Source organism: Pseudoroseicyclus sp. H15 (genome assembly GCF_054353345.1).
Genome location: NZ_JBTHJE010000002.1, coordinates 167,846 through 188,821, shown reverse-complemented (window position 1 = coordinate 188,821; position 20,976 = coordinate 167,846). Strand labels below are relative to the sequence as shown.

19 protein-coding genes are annotated in these 20,976 nt (G+C 68.1%); 8 read left to right on the top strand and 11 right to left on the bottom strand.

Annotation, left to right across the window (positions count from 1 at the left end; translation table 11 throughout):
• Positions 1 to 97: 97 nt before the first annotated feature.
• From ACXN5S_RS04735 to ACXN5S_RS04725, 3 genes are read left to right on the top strand one after another with little or no spacing between them, the layout of a single operon-like run.
• The gene (locus ACXN5S_RS04735; RefSeq protein ID WP_458604251.1) at positions 98 to 784 is read left to right on the top strand and encodes a TerB family tellurite resistance protein; all 687 of its coding nucleotides are present in this window, start codon (positions 98 to 100) and stop codon (positions 782 to 784) included.
• Between the two features lie 13 nt (positions 785 to 797).
• A complete protein-coding gene (locus ACXN5S_RS04730; protein WP_458604250.1) occupies positions 798 to 1,769 on the top strand; it encodes an endonuclease/exonuclease/phosphatase family protein in 972 nt (323 codons plus the stop codon).
• Positions 1,770 to 1,799: 30 nt separating this feature from the next.
• On the top strand, positions 1,800 to 2,198 hold the full coding sequence (locus ACXN5S_RS04725) for a hypothetical protein (RefSeq protein ID WP_458604249.1): 399 nt from the start codon (positions 1,800 to 1,802) through the stop codon (positions 2,196 to 2,198).
• A 79-nt stretch (positions 2,199 to 2,277) separates the two neighbouring features.
• Here the strand turns inward: ACXN5S_RS04725 and ACXN5S_RS04720 are convergent, their stop codons facing one another.
• Complete coding sequence (locus ACXN5S_RS04720; protein ID WP_458604248.1) at positions 2,278 to 3,171, bottom strand: NAD(P)-dependent alcohol dehydrogenase; 894 nt, start codon at positions 3,169 to 3,171, stop codon at positions 2,278 to 2,280.
• A 172-nt stretch (positions 3,172 to 3,343) separates the two neighbouring features.
• Here ACXN5S_RS04720 and ACXN5S_RS04715 point away from each other — a divergent pair, with 172 nt between their 5' ends.
• Entirely contained in the window at positions 3,344 to 4,891 is a 1,548-nt protein-coding gene (locus tag ACXN5S_RS04715; protein WP_458604247.1) for a Ppx/GppA family phosphatase, read from the top strand.
• A 195-nt stretch (positions 4,892 to 5,086) separates the two neighbouring features.
• On the opposite strand, the gene ACXN5S_RS04710 is transcribed toward ACXN5S_RS04715, so the two are convergent.
• The 3 genes from ACXN5S_RS04710 to ACXN5S_RS04700 form a co-directional block, all read right to left on the bottom strand.
• Positions 5,087 to 7,261, bottom strand: coding sequence for an RNA degradosome polyphosphate kinase (locus tag ACXN5S_RS04710; protein ID WP_458604246.1), 2,175 nt, complete (start codon positions 7,259 to 7,261; stop codon positions 5,087 to 5,089).
• A gap of 220 nt (positions 7,262 to 7,481) precedes the next feature.
• Positions 7,482 to 8,141: an HdaA/DnaA family protein gene (locus tag ACXN5S_RS04705; RefSeq protein WP_458604245.1), complete on the bottom strand. Its 660-nt coding sequence runs from the start codon at positions 8,139 to 8,141 to the stop codon at positions 7,482 to 7,484.
• Positions 8,141 to 9,301, bottom strand: a complete 1,161-nt coding sequence (locus tag ACXN5S_RS04700; RefSeq protein ID WP_458604244.1) for an AI-2E family transporter — start codon at positions 9,299 to 9,301, stop codon at positions 8,141 to 8,143. Before ACXN5S_RS04700 ends, ACXN5S_RS04705 begins: the two co-directional genes overlap by 1 nt.
• A gap of 172 nt (positions 9,302 to 9,473) precedes the next feature.
• Here ACXN5S_RS04700 and ACXN5S_RS04695 point away from each other — a divergent pair, with 172 nt between their 5' ends.
• Together ACXN5S_RS04695 and proS are read left to right on the top strand one after the other, a co-directional pair.
• A complete protein-coding gene (locus tag ACXN5S_RS04695; RefSeq protein WP_458604243.1) occupies positions 9,474 to 10,043 on the top strand; it encodes a putative glycolipid-binding domain-containing protein in 570 nt (189 codons plus the stop codon).
• Positions 10,044 to 10,207: 164 nt separating this feature from the next.
• A complete protein-coding gene (gene proS, locus ACXN5S_RS04690) occupies positions 10,208 to 11,548 on the top strand; it encodes a proline--tRNA ligase (RefSeq protein ID WP_458604242.1) in 1,341 nt (446 codons plus the stop codon).
• Positions 11,549 to 11,598: 50 nt separating this feature from the next.
• Here the strand turns inward: proS and ACXN5S_RS04685 are convergent, their stop codons facing one another.
• The 7 genes from ACXN5S_RS04685 to ACXN5S_RS04655 all read right to left on the bottom strand — a co-directional run bounded on the left by ACXN5S_RS04685 (position 11,599) and on the right by ACXN5S_RS04655 (position 18,328).
• A complete protein-coding gene (locus tag ACXN5S_RS04685; protein WP_458604241.1) occupies positions 11,599 to 12,099 on the bottom strand; it encodes a hypothetical protein in 501 nt (166 codons plus the stop codon).
• On the bottom strand, positions 12,096 to 13,046 hold the full coding sequence (locus tag ACXN5S_RS04680) for an ABC transporter permease (RefSeq protein ID WP_458604782.1): 951 nt from the start codon (positions 13,044 to 13,046) through the stop codon (positions 12,096 to 12,098). Before ACXN5S_RS04680 ends, ACXN5S_RS04685 begins: the two co-directional genes overlap by 4 nt.
• Positions 13,047 to 13,131: 85 nt before the next feature.
• The gene (locus ACXN5S_RS04675) at positions 13,132 to 14,139 is read right to left on the bottom strand and encodes an ABC transporter permease (RefSeq protein ID WP_458604240.1); all 1,008 of its coding nucleotides are present in this window, start codon (positions 14,137 to 14,139) and stop codon (positions 13,132 to 13,134) included.
• 1 nt (position 14,140) lies between these two features.
• On the bottom strand, positions 14,141 to 14,473 hold the full coding sequence (locus ACXN5S_RS04670; RefSeq protein WP_458604239.1) for a DUF4440 domain-containing protein: 333 nt from the start codon (positions 14,471 to 14,473) through the stop codon (positions 14,141 to 14,143).
• Between the two features lie 75 nt (positions 14,474 to 14,548).
• Complete coding sequence (locus tag ACXN5S_RS04665) at positions 14,549 to 16,258, bottom strand: peptide ABC transporter substrate-binding protein (RefSeq protein ID WP_458604238.1); 1,710 nt, start codon at positions 16,256 to 16,258, stop codon at positions 14,549 to 14,551.
• On the bottom strand, positions 16,255 to 17,316 hold the full coding sequence (locus ACXN5S_RS04660) for an ABC transporter ATP-binding protein (RefSeq protein WP_458604237.1): 1,062 nt from the start codon (positions 17,314 to 17,316) through the stop codon (positions 16,255 to 16,257). The genes ACXN5S_RS04665 and ACXN5S_RS04660 overlap by 4 nt, the downstream gene beginning before the upstream one ends.
• A complete protein-coding gene (locus ACXN5S_RS04655) occupies positions 17,309 to 18,328 on the bottom strand; it encodes an ABC transporter ATP-binding protein (protein WP_458604236.1) in 1,020 nt (339 codons plus the stop codon). The genes ACXN5S_RS04660 and ACXN5S_RS04655 overlap by 8 nt, the downstream gene beginning before the upstream one ends.
• A gap of 183 nt (positions 18,329 to 18,511) precedes the next feature.
• Between ACXN5S_RS04655 and argE the strand changes: the two genes are divergently transcribed.
• Positions 18,512 to 19,672: an acetylornithine deacetylase gene (gene argE, locus ACXN5S_RS04650; RefSeq protein ID WP_458604235.1), complete on the top strand. Its 1,161-nt coding sequence runs from the start codon at positions 18,512 to 18,514 to the stop codon at positions 19,670 to 19,672.
• On the top strand, positions 19,669 to 20,970 hold the full coding sequence (locus tag ACXN5S_RS04645; protein ID WP_458604234.1) for an NAD(P)/FAD-dependent oxidoreductase: 1,302 nt from the start codon (positions 19,669 to 19,671) through the stop codon (positions 20,968 to 20,970). The genes argE and ACXN5S_RS04645 overlap by 4 nt, the downstream gene beginning before the upstream one ends.
• Positions 20,971 to 20,976: the final 6 nt, after the last annotated feature.

Sequence of the window (20,976 nt, the reverse complement as noted above, 5' to 3'; positions counted from 1 at the left end):
TGAAATCGTGCGCGCCTCGGCCCGGAACCGCTTGCGGGCAACGCTTGCCCGGGCTTCCCCCTTTCTCCCGCCCGGCGGCGGCCATAGGGTTATCCCCATGTCGATCTGGTCCCGCATTGCCGATGCCATCTCTGCCCTTGCCGCCGGTGAGGCGCTGTCGGACGTCTTCGACCGGCTGCGCGCCGCGCCCGACCGCTCCGTCGCCTTCACCATCGCCGTCATCGCGCTCGGCGCGAAGATGGCCAAGGCCGATGGCCGGGTCACCCGCGACGAGGTGACGGCCTTCCGCGAGGTGTTCGAGATCGCGCCCGCAGACGAGGCTGCCGCCGCCCGTGTGTTCAACCTCGCCCGGCAGGACGTAGCGGGGTTCGAGGATTACGCCGCCAAGGTCGCCCGCATGTTCCAGGGCCCCGATGCGCCGCTGGCCGACCTGCTGGAGGGGCTGTTTCACATCGCCATGGCCGATGGCGATTACCACCCGGCCGAGAACGCCTTTCTCGCCCGTGTCGCCGAGATCTTCGGCTTTGAAGAGCGCAGCTTCTCGCGAATGCGCGCCCGTTTCGTGCCCGATGCCGAGCGCGACCCCTATGACGTGATCGGCGCCGACCCCGACATGCCGATGGACGAGATCCGCCGCCTCTGGCGCGCCGAGGTTCGCCAGACGCATCCCGACGCGCTCGCCGCCCGCGGGCTGCCGGAGGAGGCTTTGCGCATGGCCGAGGCCCGCATGATCGCGCTCAACCGCGCCTGGGAGCAGATCAGGGCCGGGCATCCCGCCCAATGAGCGCGCGCCCCCGGTGAGGCTGGCCAGCTACAACGTGGAATGGTTCGACGCGCTCTTCGATGATGAGGGCGATCTGCGAAACGATGCCGAATGGTCGGGCCGCCACGGCGTGCGCCGGCATGAGCAGATCACCGCTCTGGTGCGCGTCTGCCGCGCGCTCGACGCCGATGCGCTGCTGGTGATCGAGGCGCCCGACCTCTCCTCCCGCCGCGATGGCCGCTCCGCGCTGGAGCGTTTCGCCGCCCATGCCGGGCTGCGGGCGCGCAAGGCGCTCTCCGGCTTCGCCTCTGAGACGCAGCAGGAGATCATGCTGCTCTACGACCCCGATGTGCTGACGACGGAGCATGCGCCCAGCGAGCGGGGTGCCCCCCGTTTCGACGGCAAGTGGAAGATCGACCTCGATCTCGACGGCGCGCCCGAGCCGATCGCCTTCTCCAAGCCGCCACTGGAGGCGGTGCTGAAGGGGCAGGGCCGGGTGCTGCGGCTGATCGGTGTGCACGCCAAGTCGAAGGCGCCGCATGGGGCGGGGACGGAGGCGGCGGCAACCCGCATCGCCATCGAGAACCGCCGCAAGCAGCTCGCCCAGTGCCTGTGGCTGCGCGCCCGCGTGACGGCGCATCTCGAAGGCGGCGAGAGCGTCATCGTCGCCGGCGATTTCAACGACGGGCCGGGGCTCGACGAATACGAGGCGCTCTTCGGCCGCTCCGGCGTGGAGGTGCTGCTCGGGGCCGATGGCCCGCTGCCGCTCTACGACCCGCATGCCGCCGGCGCCCGGCCCGCGACCAGCGCGCGGTTTCGCCTGGCCGACGGGCGCTGGCTCTCGGCGCTGCTCGACTTCATCCTCGTCTCACCGGATCTGGCGGCGGAAGGGCCTCGCTGGCGGGTGTGGAACCCGCTGGAAGACCCGGGCCTCGCCGCCGACGCACGCCTCGCCCTGGCCCTCCAGACGGCCTCTGACCATTTCCCCGTGACGCTCGACCTTTGAGTTCGCTGCGGGCGCCCTATCTAAAGCCACATGACCTATTCATTCCGCGCCATCGCTCTGGCCCCCGCCCTCGCTCTTTCCCTCGCCGCCGCCCCTGCCGCCGCGCAGGATGACGGAGACGGTTTCAACCTGATGCAGGAGGGCGCCAATCTGTTCATGCGCGGCCTGATGGACGAGATGGACCCGGCGCTCGACCAGCTGCGCAGCTTCGCCGAGGATCTGGAGCCGGCCCTGCAGGAGATGACCGCCGAGATGGCCGCCGGCCTGGCGGATGTGCTCGAGACGGTGGATTCGATCCGCTATTACGAGATGCCCGAGGTAATGGAGAACGGCGACATCATCATCCGCCGCCGCGCCGATGCGCCGCCCTACGAGCCGCCGGTGGCGGACGAGGACGAGCTGGACCCGGGCGCCGAGGTCGAGCTGTAGACATGGGCTGAGACGGCGGAGGGGGGCTGTCCGCCCCCCGCCTGCGGCTCCCCCAGAGGATATTTGAAGAAAAGCGAGATCAGGCGATGTCGAGGGCGACGGCGCCTGTTTTGCGTTCTGACTGGACGTAAGCGTAGGCCGCAGCGATGTCGGCCAGCGGGAAGCGGCGGTCGATAATCGGGCGGTACTGGCCCTCCTCGAAGAGGCTGGCGACAAGGGCGGGGATCTTCGCAACGTCGCGGGGCAGGGGGAGCATCGCCTGCCGCCGCCGACCGGTGAGCGCCATCCACGGCGCCAGCCAGAGCAGCTCGTTGCCCGGGCCGAAATCGCTGGACGCGAAAGGCGCACCGGGGACGAGGCGCGGGTGGAGCGCCCGGCAACCTGCCTTGCCGATGGCATCGAGCGCGCCGTCGAACGTGCCGGTGAGGGTGGTGGGATCTGGCGCGACCTGGATATCTACCGCGCCCAGCTCCTCCATCAGCGCGCGCTGATGCGGCTCGACCACCGCGGTTACCCGCAGCCCGCGCGCGGTGCCAAGCTGAAGGGCGGTACTGCCGATGGCGCCGCCGGCGCCGTAGACGAGCAATGACTGACCCTCGGTGAGGCCCATCGCCTCCAGCGCCGAATGGGCATACCAGGCGCCTTCGCAGATCACTGCATCGGGCAGCTCCAGCCCCGGCGGCAGCTCGGCGAGCGGCGCGTCCTGCGGCAGGCAGACGTAGTCCGCGTGGCCGCCATATCGGCTGGGGGAGAGGCCGAAGACCGCCGCCCCCTCGGCGAAGCGCGTGGCGCCCTCGCCGCGGGCGGCGACGGTGCCGGCGATTTCCAGCCCCAGCACCTGCACCTTCGGCTTGCCGAGGCCCGTCACCACCCGCGCGGCGCGCGGCTTGCCGGCCAGCGTGGCGGCATCGGTGCGGGTGACGGCGCTGGCGTGCTGGCGGATGAGAATCTCGCCGCGGACGGGCTCCGGCACGGGCCGAACCTGCAGCCGCAGCACCGCCGTATACCTCGCTCACCGCTGCCTGCATCGCTCGCTCCCCCGACCTGTCCACACAGCCTATCGGCTGGGGGCGCGCGAGAAACGGGGAAAGGCGCCGTTGCGGCAACGCTTGCGTCATGGGGTCGCAATCGGGCAAGCAAGGCACATGGTTGACGCAACCCTTGCCTCCCCGCCGCGCCCCGGGCCTTTCAGCCGGCCGATCTTCCTTGATGAAGAGGCGCGCTCGCTGTCTCGGGTGGGGGTGGTCGACGTCGGCTCGAACTCCGTCCGCTTCGTGGTGTTCGACGGGGCGGGCCGCTCGCCGGCCTATTTCTACAACGAAAAGATCATGTGCGCCCTCGGCTCCGGCCTGTCGGAGACGGGCAGGCTCAGCGAAAAGGGCAAGGAGCGGGCGCTGAGCGCGCTGCGCCGCTTCGCTGCGCTCGCTGAGGGCATGGGCATCTCGCCGCTCAGCGCCGTGGCCACCGCCGCCGTGCGCGAGGCCGAGGATGGCCCGGCCTTCCGCGAGGAGGTGAAGCGCCAGACCGGCATCGATCTCTACGTCATCGACGGCGAAGAGGAGGCGCGGCTCTCGGCGCAGGGCGTTCTGCTCGGCTGGCCCGGCGCATATGGCCTGGTCTGCGATATCGGCGGCTCGTCAATGGAGCTGGCGAACCTGGCCGATGGCGAGGTGGGGCTGCGCGTGACCTCGCCGCTGGGGCCGCTGAAGCTGCGCGAGGTGGCCGGCGACCGCAAGGCGCTGAAGGCGCATATCAAGGCCGTCGTCGCCGAGCTACATGACAAGATGCAGAACGAGACGGGCAAGCGGCTGTTCCTCGTCGGGGGCTCGTGGCGCGCCTTTGGCCGGGTCGACATGGACAGGCGCGGCTACCCGCTGACGGTGCTGCATGAATATCGGATGTCGAATGCCGATGTCCGGGCGACGGAGAAGCACATCGCCGCCTCCGATCTAGATGCACTCCGCGGCAAGCTTTCCATCTCTTCCGAGCGGATGAGCCTGGTGCCCTATGCGTCGCTCGTGCTGAAGGAGCTGGTAAAGACCTTCAAGCCGAAGGACATCGCGATTTCCTCCTACGGTATCCGCGAGGGGCTGCTGTTCGAGCAGATGCCGGCGCAGCTGCGCCAGCGCGACCCGCTGATCGAGGCCTGCCGCTTCGCCGAGGCCAAGGACGCGCGGATGCCGGGGTTCGGCCAGCTGCTCTACGAATTCGTGCTGCCGCTCTTCCCCCGGGCCGACTGGCAGAAGAAGCGCATCATCGAGGCGGCCTGCCTGCTGCATGACGTGTCCTGGCGGGCGCATCCGGACTACCGGGCCGAGGTGTGCTTCGACAATGCGACCCGAGCCAACCTTGGCGGGCTGAAGCATGAGGAGCGCATCTTCCTCGGGCTGGCGCTGCTGCACCGCTACCAGAACAAGCGCGACGGTTCGCCCTATGAGGCGCTGTTCGGCCTGCTGGAGCCGAAGGAGATTCAGGAGGCGGAGGTGCTGGGCAAGGCCATGCGCCTTGGCGCCATGCTCTGGCTCGGCGCGGGAGAGGTGCCGGGCGAGATGAAGTTCCGACCGCAGAAGAAAGAGCTGACGCTGCAGCTCGCACCGAGGGCGGAGCCGCTATTTGGCGAGGTGGCGGCGTCACGCCTTGGCTCGCTGGCGAGCTCACTGGGGGCGACGCATCAGATGGTGGTTGGGCGGTAGGCGGCTAGCCCTTCGATTTTCGCCCAGCGAAACCGCTCATCACCCTGCTCGGTATCAAGGCCTTAAGGCCGCCGCGCGAGCGCCGGCGCGTCCCGGCGGGCTGGCGCTCTGGCTGACGTCTGTGCTGAGCCCTCAGCTGGGAGGGGTGTGGCAGGCATAAAGCGCAGGAGCGATGCAGTTGGTGCTCCACCCTCCCTAGTCGTGGCTATGCGTCAGGCTCGGCACATCGTCCGCCCCGGCAGAGCCTCGGCCCGAGAGCGAGGGGTTCTGCATGAAGAACCGGTGGCACGAGAAGGCGCGGCCATCCTCTGGCTGCTCGGCGCGCACGAAGCTGCCGTCGGGCCGCATGACCCAGGACTGCGCGACGTCCGCCAAATTGGCGGCCATGATCTGATCCATGATCTGCGCCCGCACCGTGGCGTTCTTCACCTCCACCAGCGTCTCGACCCGGCGGTTGAGGTTCCGCCCCATCCAGTCGGCGCTGGAGAAAAACACCCGCGCGGCCTTGCTGGGCAGGCCACGCCCGCCGCCGAAGCAGACGATGCGGCTGTGTTCGAGGAACCGCCCGATGATGCTCTTCACCCGGATGGTCTCGCTCAGCCCCTCGATCCCCGGCCGCAGCCCGCAGATGCCGCGGATCACAAGGTCGATCTGCACGCCGGCCTGGCTCGCGGCATAGAGCGCGTCGATCACCTCGGGCTCGACGATGGAGTTCATCTTCGCCCAGATCTGCGCGGGCCGGCCGGCGCGGGCATGCGCGGCCTCGGCCTCGATCATGGCGATCAGTGTCTCTTTGAGGTTCAGGGGGGAGAGGGCGATATTCTCCAGCCCCTGTGGCTCGGCATAGCCGCCGACGTAATTGAACACCTTGGCCGCATCGCGCCCCAGTGCCTCATCGCAGGTGAAAAGCGACAGGTCGGTGTAGATGCGCGCGGTGATGGGGTGGTAGTTGCCGGTGCCCCAATGGGTATAGGTCACCAGCCGCTCGCCCTCGCGGCGCACCACGAGGCTGATCTTGGCGTGGGTTTTGAGCTGGGTGAAGCCGTAGACGACATGCGCCCCGGACCGCTCAAGCCGCCGCGACTGGCGGATGTTGGCGGCCTCGTCGAAGCGGGCCTTCAGCTCGACCAGCGCGGTCACGCTCTTGCCGTCCTCCGCCGCTTCGCAGAGCGCTTCGACGATCGGCGAGTTGCGGGAGGTCCGATAGAGCGTCTGCTTGATCGCCACGACATCGGGGTCGCGCGCGGCCTGCTGCAGAAAGCGCACCACACTGTCGAAGGTCTCGTAGGGGTGGTGCAGCAGCATGTCCTTCTGACGGATGGCGGCGAACATGTCGCCGTCATGGTCACTGACCCGCTCGGGGATGCGCGGGGTGAAGGGCGGCCAGAGCAGCTCTGGCCGCGCATCGGTGACGAGTTCCGAGAGATCGGCAATGCCGATGACGCCCTCGACCTCGATCACCTCGCCTTTCTGGATGGGCAGCTCCTCCATGATCATCGCCTGAAGCGCGCGCGGCGCGCCGGCGGAGATCTTCATGCGCACCACCTCGCCGCGGCGGCGGCGTTTCAGGGCGACTTCGAACTCGCGCACGAGATCTTCGGCCTCTTCCTCGACCTCGAGGTCGCTGTCGCGGAGGACGCGGAAGGCGCAATGGCCACGCATCTTATGGCCGGGGAACATGACCTCGATGTGCAGGAGCAAGAGCTCCTCCAGCGGCAGGTAGCGCAGGCGCGTCTCGCCCTCGGGCTCTTCCAGCCGCACGAAGCGGTCGATCTGGCCGGGGACGGGGAGGAGGACGCGCAGGGGCCGCCTGTCCTGCTTGCGCTCCAGCTCCACGGCCAGGGCGAGGCCCTCGTTGGGGATGAAGGGGAAGGGATGCGCCGGGTCGATCGCTAGAGGTGAGACCACGGGGAAGACCTGCGCCATGAAGCGCCGCGCGAGGAAGGGCATGTCGCTCTGCTGCACCTGATCGCGGCTGAGGATGTGGATACCCTCGGCCTCCATTTCGGTCGTCAGGCTGCGGAAGACCTGCTGCTGACGGTCCATCAGGGCGCGGGCATCGTCATCGATCAGGCGCAGCTGCTCGGCCGGCAGCAGCCCGTCGGCGGCGGGCGAGGCGGTGCCGGCCTGGGCCAGCTCGCGCAGGCCTGCGACGCGCACGGTGTAGAACTCGTCGAGATTGGTGGCGGAGATCGAGAGGAACCGCAGCCGCTCCAGCAGCGGTACGCGCGGGTTCTCGGCCTCGCTCAGCACCCGCCAGTTGAAGCCCAGCCAGCTCAGCTCGCGGTTGAAGAAGCGGCCCGGCCCGGTGATGTCGGCCTCTGCCGGCACGGGGGCCGGCGCCGATGTCTCAAGAAAATTCGCCTGCATGGGTCTTTCCTCTGACGTGCCGGGCCGCTTGTCCAGTGGGGATAGGGGGCGTCTCGCGCAATCGCGTGCTGCCGAGACGGGGACAGCGTGAGGAAGCGCCGGTATCCTCCGCCGCAAGAGGCGTTGCCGCTGCCGGCGCAGGGTGAGCGCCGGCGCGCGGGGTGGCGCTCGCCCTGCGCCTTTGGCGCGCGCCGGGCGGGGAAGGAGCGGCGACGAAGCGCTATCCCTCCAGGACCTCGCGCGCGAACGGCACCGTCAGGTTGCGCCCTTCGGCGAGCGCCGCGGCGTCGAGGCGTGCGACGATCTTTGCGGCGGCAGCATGGCTGCGCTCCAGCCGACCCGTGAGCCAGGGGATGAGGTCGGGCGCCGGGCGGAGCTGCCGGTCGGCGAAATGCTTCAGGAGCAGCCCGCCCAGCAGCGCGTCGTCCGGCTCGGGGATGCGCAGCACCAGCGCGGCCTGCACGCGGGTGGCCAGATCGTTGAGCGTGATCGGCCAGTCGCGCGGCGGGGTGCGGGCGGTCATCATCAGCTTGCCGCCATGGGCGAAGAGGTGGTTGTGCAGGTGAAACAGCGGCTCCTGCCCCTCGGGGCGCAGCGCCTCCATATCCTCCACCACGATCAGGCTGTCTCCCGGCGGCAGCTCGGGCAGGGGGGCGAGATGGGCGGCGCGGATCACACGCGCCTCAGCCACGCTCTCCAGCACCCGGGCCAGATGGCTCTTGCCCGAGGCCTCGGGGCCGACGAGCGCCAGCTTGCCGGCGGGCCAGCGCGGCGGGTCGGTCACCATCTCCCACAGGGCGGCGTTGCTGGCGGAGAGAAAGTAATTCTCCGCCCCCTGCGACACGAGGCCGGGGAGGTGAAAGCTCAGCTGGCCTGCCATCACTTGGTCAGCGGGTCGCTCTTGCGCAGATCGTCGGGCAATTCGCCCGCCTGCACCTCGTCGCGCTGCGCTTCCTCGACCAGCTCGCCGGGGTGCAGCCGCGGTTTGGCCGAGACGCCCATGTAGAGCAGAGATCGCTGATATTGCTCCACGAAGAAGCGGACGATCACGCCCAGCATCGCCGCGACCGGCACGGCGACCAGCATGCCGACGAAGCCGAAGAGCGCCCCGAAGACCGACAGGGCCAGCAGCAGCCACACCGGGTGCAGCCCGACGGAAGAGCCGACGAGGTTGGGCGTGAGAATATTGCCCTCGACGAACTGGCCGAAGACGAAGACGGCGGCGACGGCGGCGATCCACCACCATTCGCCCCAGAACTGGAACAGCGCCAGCCCGATGGAGAGCACCCCGCCGACGACGGCGCCGACGTAAGGGATGAAGGTGACCAGGCCGGCAAACGCGCCGATGGCGATGCCGAAGTTCAGCCCCAGCAGCATCAGCGCCACGGCATAGAAGGTGCCGAGGATCAGGCAGACCAGCCCCTGGCCGCGGATGAACGAGGCGAGCGTCTTGTCGATATCCTTGGCGAGCTTGCGCACCGTCGGCGCATGATCGAGCGGCAGAAGATCGTTGATATTGGCGACCATGCGGTCCCAGTCGAGCAGCAGGTAGAAGGTGACGACAGGGACGATGACGATAAGGATCGCGACGTTCACCAGCGCGGCGGCCGAGCTCAGCACGCTCTGCATCAGCTCGGCGCTGCGCTCAGAGATGATCTGGCCCAGATTGGCCAGCTGCTCGCGGATTGGGGAATCGCCGTCGACGAGGCCCGGGAAGCGCTGCTCGGCCCAGGCGCGCACCTTGTCGATCATCGCGGGCGCTGTCTCGATGAGCTGCGCCGTCTGCTCCACCAGCGTCGGCAGCAGCAGCAGGATGACGGCGGCGAAGATGAGCACGGCACCGATGGTGATGGTGATCACGGCCAGCACCCGCGACAGCCCCAGCCGCTGCAATTTGTCGGCAACGGGGTCGAGGATGTAGGCGATGGCGCCCGCCAGCACGAAGGGCAGGATGACGTTGCCGAGCGCCCAGAGCAGGAAGAACAGCACCACGGCGCCGATCCCCCAGTAGAGAAGCTGATTTCTGACCGGCAGCGCCACGGGCGTCTCCTCAACAAAGGGGTGAATCAGACTTGAAGCATGGGGCCGCGGCAATCAAGGCGGTAGCTGTGGAGCATTGCGGGGAAAAGCCGCGCCGGTGGCACCCTGCCTTTGTCCTTCGGTGGCAGCAGCACTAGGCTTGGCTCAGGGCAGTTGCGGGAGCGGGGGCATTATGGGCAGGATCGTGCGGTGGCAGGATTGGGCCGGTGAGGGGCTGGAGCATTGCCTCTGCCGCGAGGGCGCCGAAGGATTGCGTCTGGAAGGCAACGTGGCCGGCACGCGCGGCGGCCTCTATGGCGGGCATTACCTCGTGCGGACAGACGAGCGCTTCGCCACCCGCGAGCTGCGCGTCCGCTACGCTGGTGGGCCGGAGCTGTATGTCGAGGCTGACGGGGCGGGGCGCTGGATCGACCGGCTGACGGGCGAGGCGCTGCCGCAGCTGGAGGGCTGCCTCGATGTCGATATCGGCATGACGCCGGCCACCAACACGCTGCCGATCCGCCGGCTGAGGCTGGCAGAGGGGGAGAGCCGTGACATCGTTGTCTCCTACGTGCCGCTGCCCCACCAGATCGAAGGTGCCTTTCTGCCCAACCGGGCCGAGCAGCGCTACACCTGCCTCACGCCGGGCCGGCGCTTCCGCTACCATGGCCTCTTCCGCGGCTTCACCGCTGTGCTGGAGGTCGACGACGCCGGACTGGTGCTCGACTATCCCGAGACGTTCCGCCGCGTCGCAACCGCGTAGGGACGGGCCGGCGCCTTCGGCGCGCTCCCGGCGGAACCCGTAGGGTGCGTGCTCCGCACGCACCGCTCCGCCACCCCCCGGCCGGGCGGCCGAGACACCCCTTGCCCTCCCGCCACGCGCGCCGGTAAAGCTGCCGGGCACGACTTCAAGGGGTCCCGTCTGCCATGCGCCTGAGCCGCTACTTCCTTCCCGTTCTCAAGGAGACGCCCGCCGAGGCGCAGATCGTCTCGCACCGGCTGATGCTGCGCGCCGGGATGATCCGCCAGCAGGCGGCGGGCATCTATTCCTGGCTGCCTCTCGGCTTCAAGGTGCTCAAGCGCATCGAGCAGATCGTGCACGAAGAGCAGCAGCGCGCCGGCCACCTGCCGCTGCTGATGCCGACGCTGCAATCGGCCGAGCTCTGGCAGAAATCGGGCCGTTACGATGCCTATGGCCCCGAGATGCTGCGCTTCACCGACCGGCATGACCGCGAGATGCTCTACGGACCGACGAACGAGGAGATGATCACCGATATCGTCGCGGCCTACGTGTCGAGCTACAAGGCACTGCCGCTGACGCTATACCACATCCAGTGGAAGTTCCGCGACGAGGTCCGCCCGCGCTTCGGCGTCATGCGGGGCCGCGAGTTCCTGATGAAGGACGGATACAACTTCGACCTGACGAAGGAAGACGCCCTTCACGCCTACAACCGCCACCTCGTCACCTACCTGCGCACCTACGAACGCATGGGTCTGCAGGCGATCCCGATGCGGGCCGATTCCGGCCCCATCGGCGGCGACTACACCCACGAGTTCCTCGTGCTGGCCGAGACGGGCGAGTCGGAGGTCTTCTATGACAGCGAGATCACCGAGCTGACCTTCGGCGACCGCGCCATCGATTACGACGACAAGGCCGAGTGCCAGGCGGTGCTGGAGGAGTTCACCTCCCGCTACGCCCGCACCGACGAGACGCATGACGAGGCCGCTTTCAACGAGATCCCCGAAGAGCGCCGCCGCTCGGCGCGGGGCATCGAGGTGGGGCAGATCTTCTACTTCGGCACGGAATATTCCGAGAAGCTCGGGGCGGTGGTCACCGACGCCGAGGGCCAGAAGGTGCCGCTGCACATGGGCTCCCACGGCATCGGCGTCTCCCGCCTGCTTGGCGCGATCATCGAAGCCAGCCACGACGACAAGGGCATCATCTGGCCCGAGGGTGTGACGCCCTTCCACGCCGGCATCGTGAACCTGCGCCAGGGCGATGCGGCGACGGATGCCGCCTGCGAGCAGCTCTATGCCGCGCTGCAGGCCAAGGGGCTCGACCCGCTCTATGACGACCGCGACGAGCGGGCAGGTGGCAAGTTCGCCACCATGGACCTTATCGGCCTGCCCTGGCGGGTGACGGTCGGCCCGCGCGGGCTGGACAAAGGCGTGGTGGAACTCACCTCGCGCAAGACCGGCGAGAGCGAAGAGATGAGCCTCGACGCGGCGGTGGACCGGATCGCAGAGATCTACGCGAACGTGCTCTGACGGGCAGGGCGGGCGCTGCCCGCCTTCCGCTGCGCCCCCTGTGGCCCGGTCTACTGTAATGCGTAGATCGGTGTGGTCAGTGGCTCGCTCTCGAAGTTCATGATCCGCGGCTCGAAGGTTGCGCGGGGGCCGATCATCACCGCAGGGCAGGCGCCGGGATCGAGCGCGACCGACCATCCCTCCGGCACCGTATCCGTCAGATAGAACGGCGCGGTGACGCGGGTGCGGTAGGTCGCCCCCGGCTCAACGGCCACAAGCGGGTGATGGATGCCGGAGGCGAGGCCGAAGGGATCGTCGATGAACGAGCCGATGGCCACGCCGGAGCTGTCGTGCAATCGCAGGAAGCTGAGCGAAGGGTCGCTCGCCGGCGGCTCTGTGATGCAGATGCGGGCGTCCGTTCCGTTGGTCAGCCGCAACTCCACCGTCACGCCATGCGGCCCCGTCTCGGCGACATCGGCCTGCAGGTTCAGACGCGCCACGTCGGGCGGCGGGTCTTGCACACAGCCTGCGAGAGCGAGGGCCAGCGAAGCGGCTGTTGCCAGCCGCCTCATCGGCCGCGAATGCGCGGGTCGAGCGCGTCGCGGAGGCCATCGCCGATGTAGTTCACCGCCAGCACCGTCAGCGAGATGCACAGGCCCGGCCAGATGACCCGCTCGGGGAAACGCTCCATCCGCTCGACGCTGTCGAAGAGGATCTTGCCCCAGGTCGGGTAGTCCGACGGGAAGCCGAGGCCCAGGAAGCTGAGCGCGCTTTCCGTGATGATCGCCGTCGCCAGCCCCAGCGTGGCCGAGACCATGATGGGCGAGAGCACGTTCGGCAAAAGGTGCCGCGTGATCATCCGCCGCGCCGGGGTGCCGATGGATTGCGCGGCGAGCACGAACTCGCGTTCCTTCAGCGCGAGCACGTCGCCGCGCACGATGCGGGCGGTGTGCATCCAGCTTGTGATGCCGATGGCCGTGACGATGAGGATGAAGATGCCCTGTTCCGGCCCGAAGGCGGCGCGGAGCTGGTCGCGGAAGAGTAGCATCATGACGAGGAGCAGCGGCAGCAGGGGCAGGGCGAGCATCAGGTCGGTGAAGCGCATGAGCAGCCCGTCGATGCGGCGGAAATATCCGGCCAGCACGCCGATCACCGTGCCCAGCACCAGCGCCAGCAGCATCGCCACCCAGCCCACGGCCATCGAGACGCGGCCGCCCTGCATGAGGTTGGCGAGGATGTCGCGGCCGAGGTTGTCGCTGCCGAGCGGCTTGGCCCAGCTGACCTTGGCATCCCCGTCCCAGATCACCGTGTAGATCGGCCGGACATCCTTGTTGCGGATGTCGAGCGCGCCCGGGTCGACCCGCCAGATCCACGGGCCGATGACCACGAAGAGCGTGATGAAGATCAGAAAGCTCAGCCCGATCACCGCGCCCTTGTGTTGGCGGAACTGCACCCAGACATCGCGCCAAAGGCTGGTGGAGGCCTGCCCCGGCGCGGCGGAGCCGGCGGCTTCTTCCATCTGATGCGGACCATCGTCGGGCGCGCCGCCGGCGGGCAGGGCGGGGCTCGGCACCGCCTGGGTGGTGGCTTCTCGGTCGTCGCGGTCAGTCATAGCGGATCCGCGGGTCAAAGACGCCGTAAAGGATGTCGGCGATCAGGTTGAAGACGACGATGAGCACCGCGAAGATGAAGGTGAGCGTCATCACCATGGGAATGTCGCTGCCCTGAATGGCGGTGATGAGGAGCTGGCCGAGCCCGTTCACCTTGAACACCTGCTCGGTGATGATCGCCCCGCCAAAGACCTGTGGCACGCCCAAGGCGATGACGGTGATGACCGGGATCATCGAATTGCGCAGCACGTGGCGCAGGACGACGACCCGCTCGTTCATCCCCTTGGCGCGGGCGGTGCGCACGTAGTCGGCGCCGAGGTTGTCGAGCATTGAGGCGCGCATGTAGCGGCTGATCTGGGCGGCGGTGTAGAGCGCCAGCACGAAGACGGGCATCGCCATCTGCCGCATCTGGGCGACGAAGCTTGGCCAATCCTCCACCACCAGCGTGGTGTTGTAGATCGAGGGGAACCAGCCGAGGTTCACTGCGAAAATCACGATGAGCAGCACGCCGGTGAAGAAGGTCGGCACCGAGAAGCCCACCATCGAGATGAAGGCGCCGAGCTGGTCGAACCAGGAGTATTGCCAATAGGCCCCGGCGATGCCGATGGGCAGGGCGATGAGCACGCCCACCACATAGGAGAGGCCCACGACCCAGAGCGTCTGCGGGATGCGCTCGGCGATGATCTCGAAAACCGGCGAGCGCGACTGGAACGAGATGATGCGCTGCGCGCCATCGCCGAAATTCGTGCCGAGCAGGGCGTCGATCCAGTATTGCGGCTCGACGACGAAAAACTGGTAGAGCCAGAGGCCGAAGCGCACGTACCACGGCTGGCCCAGGCCGAGTGCCTCGCGCATCTGCTGGCGCACTTCGGGCGGGATCGACAGCGGGATATTCGCCATCGGGTCGCCGGGCGCGAGCTCGAGGAGCAGGAAGATCACCAACGCGATGAAGATCAGCGTGGGGATCGCCAGGATCAGGCGGCGTATGGTGAACGCGAGCATGTCAGACCGGCGTCTGCTGGTGGTAATAGAGGCGGTACTTGTCGCCCTCGAGCCGCCAAACAGAGGCGCAGCCGGCGGCATAGCCTTCGCCCTCGCGGCGCCCTTCGGCAGTGTAGATGAGCAAGCGGTCTTCGCCGAGCTCGCGCACATGCTGGTCGTCGAAGGCGACGGCCTCCCAGCGGTTTGAATCGTCGAGCGAGTCGATCACCGTGGCCCGGTCCAGCGGGCCGCCGGGGGCGGGAAAGGTCATCAGGACCTCGTCGGACAGAAGCTCTTCATAGGCCTCCTGGCCATCCAGCCAGAGCCGGCGTTCCTGCTCCCAAAGATCGTGCATGCCGTGCGTCCCCGTCTTGCCGCGTGGTCTTGCTGGTTGGCCGGGCGCCCGCATCGGGGCGCCCGACCGATTGTCTTAGCCGTCGATGCGGTACCAGTCGGCCGCGTTCCACAGCTCGCTGTCCCAGGTGTTCAGGACAACGCCGCCGAGGGAGTTGGCATGGGCCGAAACACGACCACGGTCGACGAGACCGACGATGATGCTGCTGTTCTTGGTCAGCATGTCGTTCATCTCGCGGGCGATGCGACCACGCTCTTCGAGATCGCCGGTGCGGCCAAGCTCGGCCACCAGCTCTTCATAGGCCGGGTCGCAGTAGCGGTTGATGTTCTCACCCTGCCACTGGGTCTCCGGCGACGGGATCTTGTCGCAGGTATAGGCGCCCAGGTAGCCCTCCGGGTCGGTGCCCGGGAAGTTGTTGGCGTACATCTCGACGTCGGCATAGAAGCGCTGGAACGTATCCGGCGAGCCGGGGTCGCCGCCGAAGAACACGGACGAGTCGACGTTGCGCAGCTCGACTTCAAGACCGAGATCTTCCCACCATTCCTTGATCAGGGCCTGGAAGTCCTGACGCACGGCGTTGGTGGAAGTCTGGTAGAGGATGGTCATCGGCTCGCCATCGGGCGTCTCGCGCACGCCGTCACCGTCGGTATCGACATAGCCGGCATCTTCGAGCATCTGCTTGGCGCGCTCCATGTCCTGCGGCATGCAGGTGGTGTTGTCGGAGGCGTAAAGCTCCGGTGCGGGCACGAGGTTACAGGTCGGGCGACCGGCCTGGCCGTAGCCGACTTCAACCAGCAGATCGCGGTCGATGGCGATCGACATGGCTTCACGCACCGTCTGATCCGTCAGGAACGGGTGGGGATGCGCGACGGTCGAGCGCTCGCCTTCCGGCAGGTCGGGCGAGGGGTCGGTGAGGTTCATCTCGATCCGCTCGACGAGCGTGCCGAAGGCCGAGACGGGGGTGCCCACGCCGCCTTCACTCATCTCGTCGATGACATCGGGGGCGAGCTGCAGGTTCCAGGCGTAGTCGAACTCGCCGGTCTGCAGCACGGCGCGGCCGGCAGCAGCCGCGTCACCGCCGCCCTTGAGCGTCAGCGTCGCGAAGGCCGGCTTGTCGGCGTCGCGGTAGTTCTCGTTCGCCTCCATCTCGATCACGTCGTTCACGCGGAAGTCGGTGACGGTGAAAGCGCCGGTGCCGACCGGGTTGAAGTTGGCATCGGTGCAGGTCGGCGCGGCGGCGCCGAGGCAATCGGCGAATTGCGCGGCCTGGATGATCGGCGATTCCGCCCCGGTGAAGGGCAGGTAGGGGTTCGGCTTGGCTTCGGTGAAATGCACCGTGACCGTCTTGTCGTCGACGACCTCGACATCCTCGATGCCGGCGAACTTGGCGCCCTGCGCGCAGCCGCCGCCTTCAGCGGTGCAATATTGCCAAGTGAAGCGCACGTCTTCAGCGGTGACGGGGGTGCCATCGGACCACATGACATCCGGCAGGATGTTCCAGGTGATCGAGGTCAGATCCTCGGCCACGCCGCCGTTGTCGAGCGTCGGAATTTCGGTGACGAGATAGGGCACCAGCGTGCCGGTTTCGTCGTAGCGGGCCAGCGGCTCGAGCACGAGGCTGGCGGCCTCGATCTCTTTGGTGCCGCCCGAGAGATAGGGGTTCATCGTCGAGGGGGCCTGCCAGTAGATCAGATTGACATGACCGTCCTCGCCACGCTCGGCAAAGGCCGCCGGGGCGACAAGCACGCCCGCAACGGCGCCGAGTAGCGCTGTCTTCAGTTTCATGAACTCACTCCTTGTTGGTGCTCTGTTGGCCTCACGGGCGCCGCCGTTTGCCCGGCGGTCTGGTTGGTATCTTCGTAGAGGTGGCAGGCGACCTGGCGCCCGTCGGCAAGGTGCCGCGGCATCGGGTCGACCTGGTGGCAGATGTCCATCACGCGCGGGCAGCGGGTGCAGAAGTTGCAGCCCTTCGGCGGATTGGCCGGCGAGGGCACGTCGCCCGTCAGGATGGTGCGGTTGATCGTGCGGGCCAGCGCCGGGTCGGGCTCCGGCACGGCGGAAAGCAGGGCCTGCGTGTAGGGGTGCAGCGGCTCGGCATAGAGCGCCTCGCGCGGGGCGAGCTCGACGATGCGGCCGAGGTACATGACGGCGACGCGCGTTGCGATGTGGCGCACCATCGAGAGGTCATGCGAGATGAAGAGGTAGGTGAGGCCAAACTGCTCCTGCAGGTCCTCCAGCAGGTTCACCACCTGCGCCTGGATGGAGACGTCGAGCGCCGCGATTGGTTCGTCGCAGACGATGAACTTGGGGTTGAGCGCCAGCGCCCGCGCGATGCCGATGCGCTGCCGCTGGCCGCCCGAGAAGGCATGCGGGAAGCGGCGGGCGAAGGCGCGGTTGAGGCCGACGGCATCCATCAGCTCCAGCACCTTTTCGTCCTTCTCGGCCGAGGAGAGCTTGGTGTGCTCATCCAGCGGCTCGCGGATGATCTGGCTGACGTTCATGCGCGGGTTCAGCGAGGCCTGCGGGTCTTGAAACACCATCTGCATCATGGGCCGGTGCTTGCGCAGGGCGCCCTGGCTCAGATGCCCGATCTCGAGCCCGTCGATGGCGATGGAGCCTTCGGTGATGTCGTAGAGCCTCAGCACGGCCCGGCCGCAGGTGCTCTTGCCACAGCCCGATTCCCCAACGAGGCCCAGCGTCTCGCCCGGCATGATCTTGAAATCCACGCCGTCGACGGCCTTCACGGCACCGGTCTGGCGCCGGAAGACCCCGGTATGGATGGGGAAGTGCATTTTCAGCCCCCGCACATCGAGGAGCGGCGTGGCGGGCGCGTCGTCAAGCATCCTGAATCTCGGGGCTGGTGGGCGCGAGGCCGGGGTCGCAGAGGAAGCAGGCGGCGTCGTGGCCATTGGCCATCGGGTAGCGCTGGGGCAGGGCGCGGTGGCAGAGATCCCAGGCGTGGGGGCAGCGGTCGCGGAAAGAGCAGGCGGCGGGCGGGGCCAGCAGGATTGGCGGCTGCCCTTCGATGACCGTCAGGCGCTTGGCGCGCGCGCCGTGCACATTGGGCACCGTCTTGAGCAGCGCCTGCGTGTAGGGATGGCGGGGGTTGGCGAACAGCTCCTCGACCGGCGCATGCTCCACCACCTGGCCGCCGTACATCACCATCACCCGGTCGGCGATGCCGGCGATGACGCCGAGGTCATGGGTGATCCAGATCACAGCCATGCCGAGCTTCTCGCGCAGCTCCTGCATCAGCTCGAGAATCTGCGCCTGAATGGTGACGTCGAGTGCCGTGGTCGGCTCGTCGGCGATCAGCACCTTGGGGTCGCAGGCCAGCGCGATGGCGATCATCACCCGCTGACGCATGCCGCCGGAAAACTGGTGGGGATAGTCGCTCAGCCTCTGCCGGGCGCCGGGAATGCCCACGAGCTCCAGCAGCTCGACGGCACGGTCTGCGGCGGCGCGCTTGCTCAGTCCCATGTGCCGGCGCAGCGGCTCGGCGATCTGCATGCCAACGGTGAAGACCGGGTTGAGCGAGGTCATCGGGTCTTGAAAGACGAAGCCGATGCGCCCGCCGCGCACCTCGCGAAGGGCCGGCGGGTCGAGCTTGAGCAGGTCGTCGCCCTCGAACATCACTTCGCCCGGGCCGATGACGGCGGGCGGCGACGGCAGCAGGCCGATCAGCGACATCATCGTCACCGACTTGCCGCTGCCGCTTTCGCCGACCACGCCCAGTAGCTCCCCGGCGTTCAGCGAAAAGCTGACGTCGTTCACCGCGTGGATATTCCCCGCGCGGGTGTGGAACACGGTGCTCAGCGAGCGGACATCTAGAACGGGTGTCGCCCCAGCGGGCATTCAGAACCTCCAAATGGTTCTTTTGGTTTTTGTTTTCCCTGCTGGGCGATGATTTGCCCAATTTGTTGGCATGAGCCTAGCGAGTTTCCGGTGTCGAGCAAGCCCCGGGGTGACGTGCGGGGCAATATCGTCTTTCCCTGCCCGGGAATGCCGCGCAGAACGGCACATGAAGGAGCATCTGCCATGAAAGACCTCACCCCGCGCGACATCCTCGCCCGGCTCATCGCCTTCCCGACTGTCAGCTCCGAGAGCAATCTGGAGCTGATCGACTTCGTCGAGGCCTATCTGCAGGCCTGTGGCGCGAAGACGGGCCGGGTGCCGAAGCCCGATGAACCGAAGGCCGGGCTCTGGGCGCATGGCGGCGCATGGGTGGAGGGGGCCGTGCTCCTCTCCGGCCATAGCGACGTGGTGCCGGTGGCGGGGCAGAACTGGGCGACGGACCCGTTCGAGCTGGTCGAGCGCGAAGGCAAGTTCTTCGGGCGTGGCACCACCGACATGAAGGGCTTCGATGCTCTGGCGATCTGGGCGGTGGGGCAGGCGGCCCTCCGCGGACTGCCGCAGCCCCTGCAACTGGCCCTGAGCTATGATGAGGAGCTGGGCTGCTACGGCGCCCCGCCGGTGATCGAGGCGATGGCCGGGGCCGGCGTGCCGAAGGCGGGCGCGGCGATCATCGGTGAGCCGTCGGAGTTGAAGGTCGTGACGGGCCACAAGGGCGGCTGCCTGTGGCATGTGCATGTGAAGGGCCACGAGGTGCATTCCTCGCTGATCTACGACGGCGTCTCTGCCATCTTCGAGGCCGCCAAGCTGGTGCGGTGGGCCGATGAGCTGAACGCCGAGAACCGGGCCGCCGAGCCGGGACCGTTGGCTGCGGATTTCTATCCGCCCTGCACGACGGCGCATGTCGGCAAGATCGAGGGTGGCACGGCGCACAACATCACGGCCGGTGACTGCCGGCTGGGCTTCGACTTCCGCGTCGTGCCCGGCGACAGCCTTGAAGAGTGGCGCGAGAGGTTCGAGGCAAAGCGTGCCGAGCTGGAGGCCGACATGAAAGCCCGCCACCCCGGCTGCTTCATCGAGGCTACGCCCGGCTTCACGGTGCCGCCACTGGTGCCGGAGGACGGCGGCGCCGCCGAGCGTCTGGCCCGCGGTCTCACCGGAGACAACGCTACCCATGTGGTGAGCTACGGCACCGAGGCCGGGCACTTCCAGGCCGCCGGCATCTCTTCGGTGGTCTGTGGGCCGGGGAACATCGCTCAGGCGCACCAGCGCGACGAGTTCCTGACCGTCGAGCAGTTCGAGGCGGGGCAGGCCTTCATGGAGATGTTGCTGGAGGGCCGGGCATGAGCTTTCCCTACACGATGGACAAGCCGCTTGAGCACCAAGGCCCGCTGCCCGAGGCGGCAGATGTGGTGATCATCGGCGGTGGCATCGTCGGTGTCATGGCCGGATGGTTCCTCGCCCGCGCCGGGGTGAAGACGGTGCTGGTCGAGAAGGGCCGCGTCGGCGCCGAGCAATCGGGCCGCAACTGGGGTTTCATCCGCCAGCAGGCGCGTGACCTGCGCGAGCTGCCGATCATGGTGGAGGCCAACCGACTTTGGCCTGAGCTGGCCGAGCGCACCGGCGAGGATATCGGCTTGAAGCGCGGCGGCGTTCTCTACATGGCCGACAACGCCCGCGACATGGAAACCTTTGCCCGCCACGAGGAGGAGGGCCGCGCCCATGGCACCGACATCCGCCTGCTGACGCGCCCCGAGCTGGCCGACCAGCTCCCCGATGCGCGGTGGAACTGGAAGGGCGGCGTCATTACCCCCTCCGACATGTCCGCCGAGCCCTGGAAGGCCGTGCCCGCCTTCGCCCGTGCCGCTGTGCGCGACGGGCTGACGATCCGTGAGAGCTGCGCTGCTCGTGGGCTGGAGCGCTCGGGTGGCGCTGTGACCGGCGTCGTGACAGAGGCGGGCACGATCCGCTGCGAGCAGGTGCTGGTCGCAGGCGGCGCCTGGTCACGCCTGTTCCTAGGGGCGGAGGGGCTGCGCATCCCGCAGGCCTCTGTCCGCGCCACGGTGGTGGCGACCGAGCCGCTGCCGGAGGTCTTCGCCGGCGGCGCCGTCGACGGGCGGCTGGGGCTGCGGCACCGACAGGATGGCGGCTACACTCTGGCGCCGGGCTGGGGGCACGAGGTGTTCGTCGGGCCCGATCTCATCCGCTCGCTGCGCGACTTCTTCCCCTTTTGGTGGGCCGACCCGCTGGAGAACATCCCGCTCGCCGCCGCGCCGAAAGGCTTCCCCGATGCCTGGGGCACGCCGCGCAAATGGGAGGGGGCCTCGCCCTTCGAGGCGATGCGCATCCTCAACCCCGCGCCCAGCCAGCGGCGGATCAGGCATCTGACGAAGGCGTTCCACAAGCGCTTCCCGACGCTGCCGATGCCGAAGGTCCGCGCCGCCTGGGCTGGCATGATCGACGTGCTGCCCGACCAGGTGCCCATCGTCGATGCCGCCCCAGGCGTGCCGGGGCTCTGGGTGGGCACGGGCCTCTCCGGCCACGGTTTCGGCATCGGGCCGGGGATCGGGCGGGTGCTGGCGGACCTCATGCAGGGCAAGCCGGCGGGGCATGACATGAGCGGCCTGCGGTACGCGCGGTTCTGACGGCCG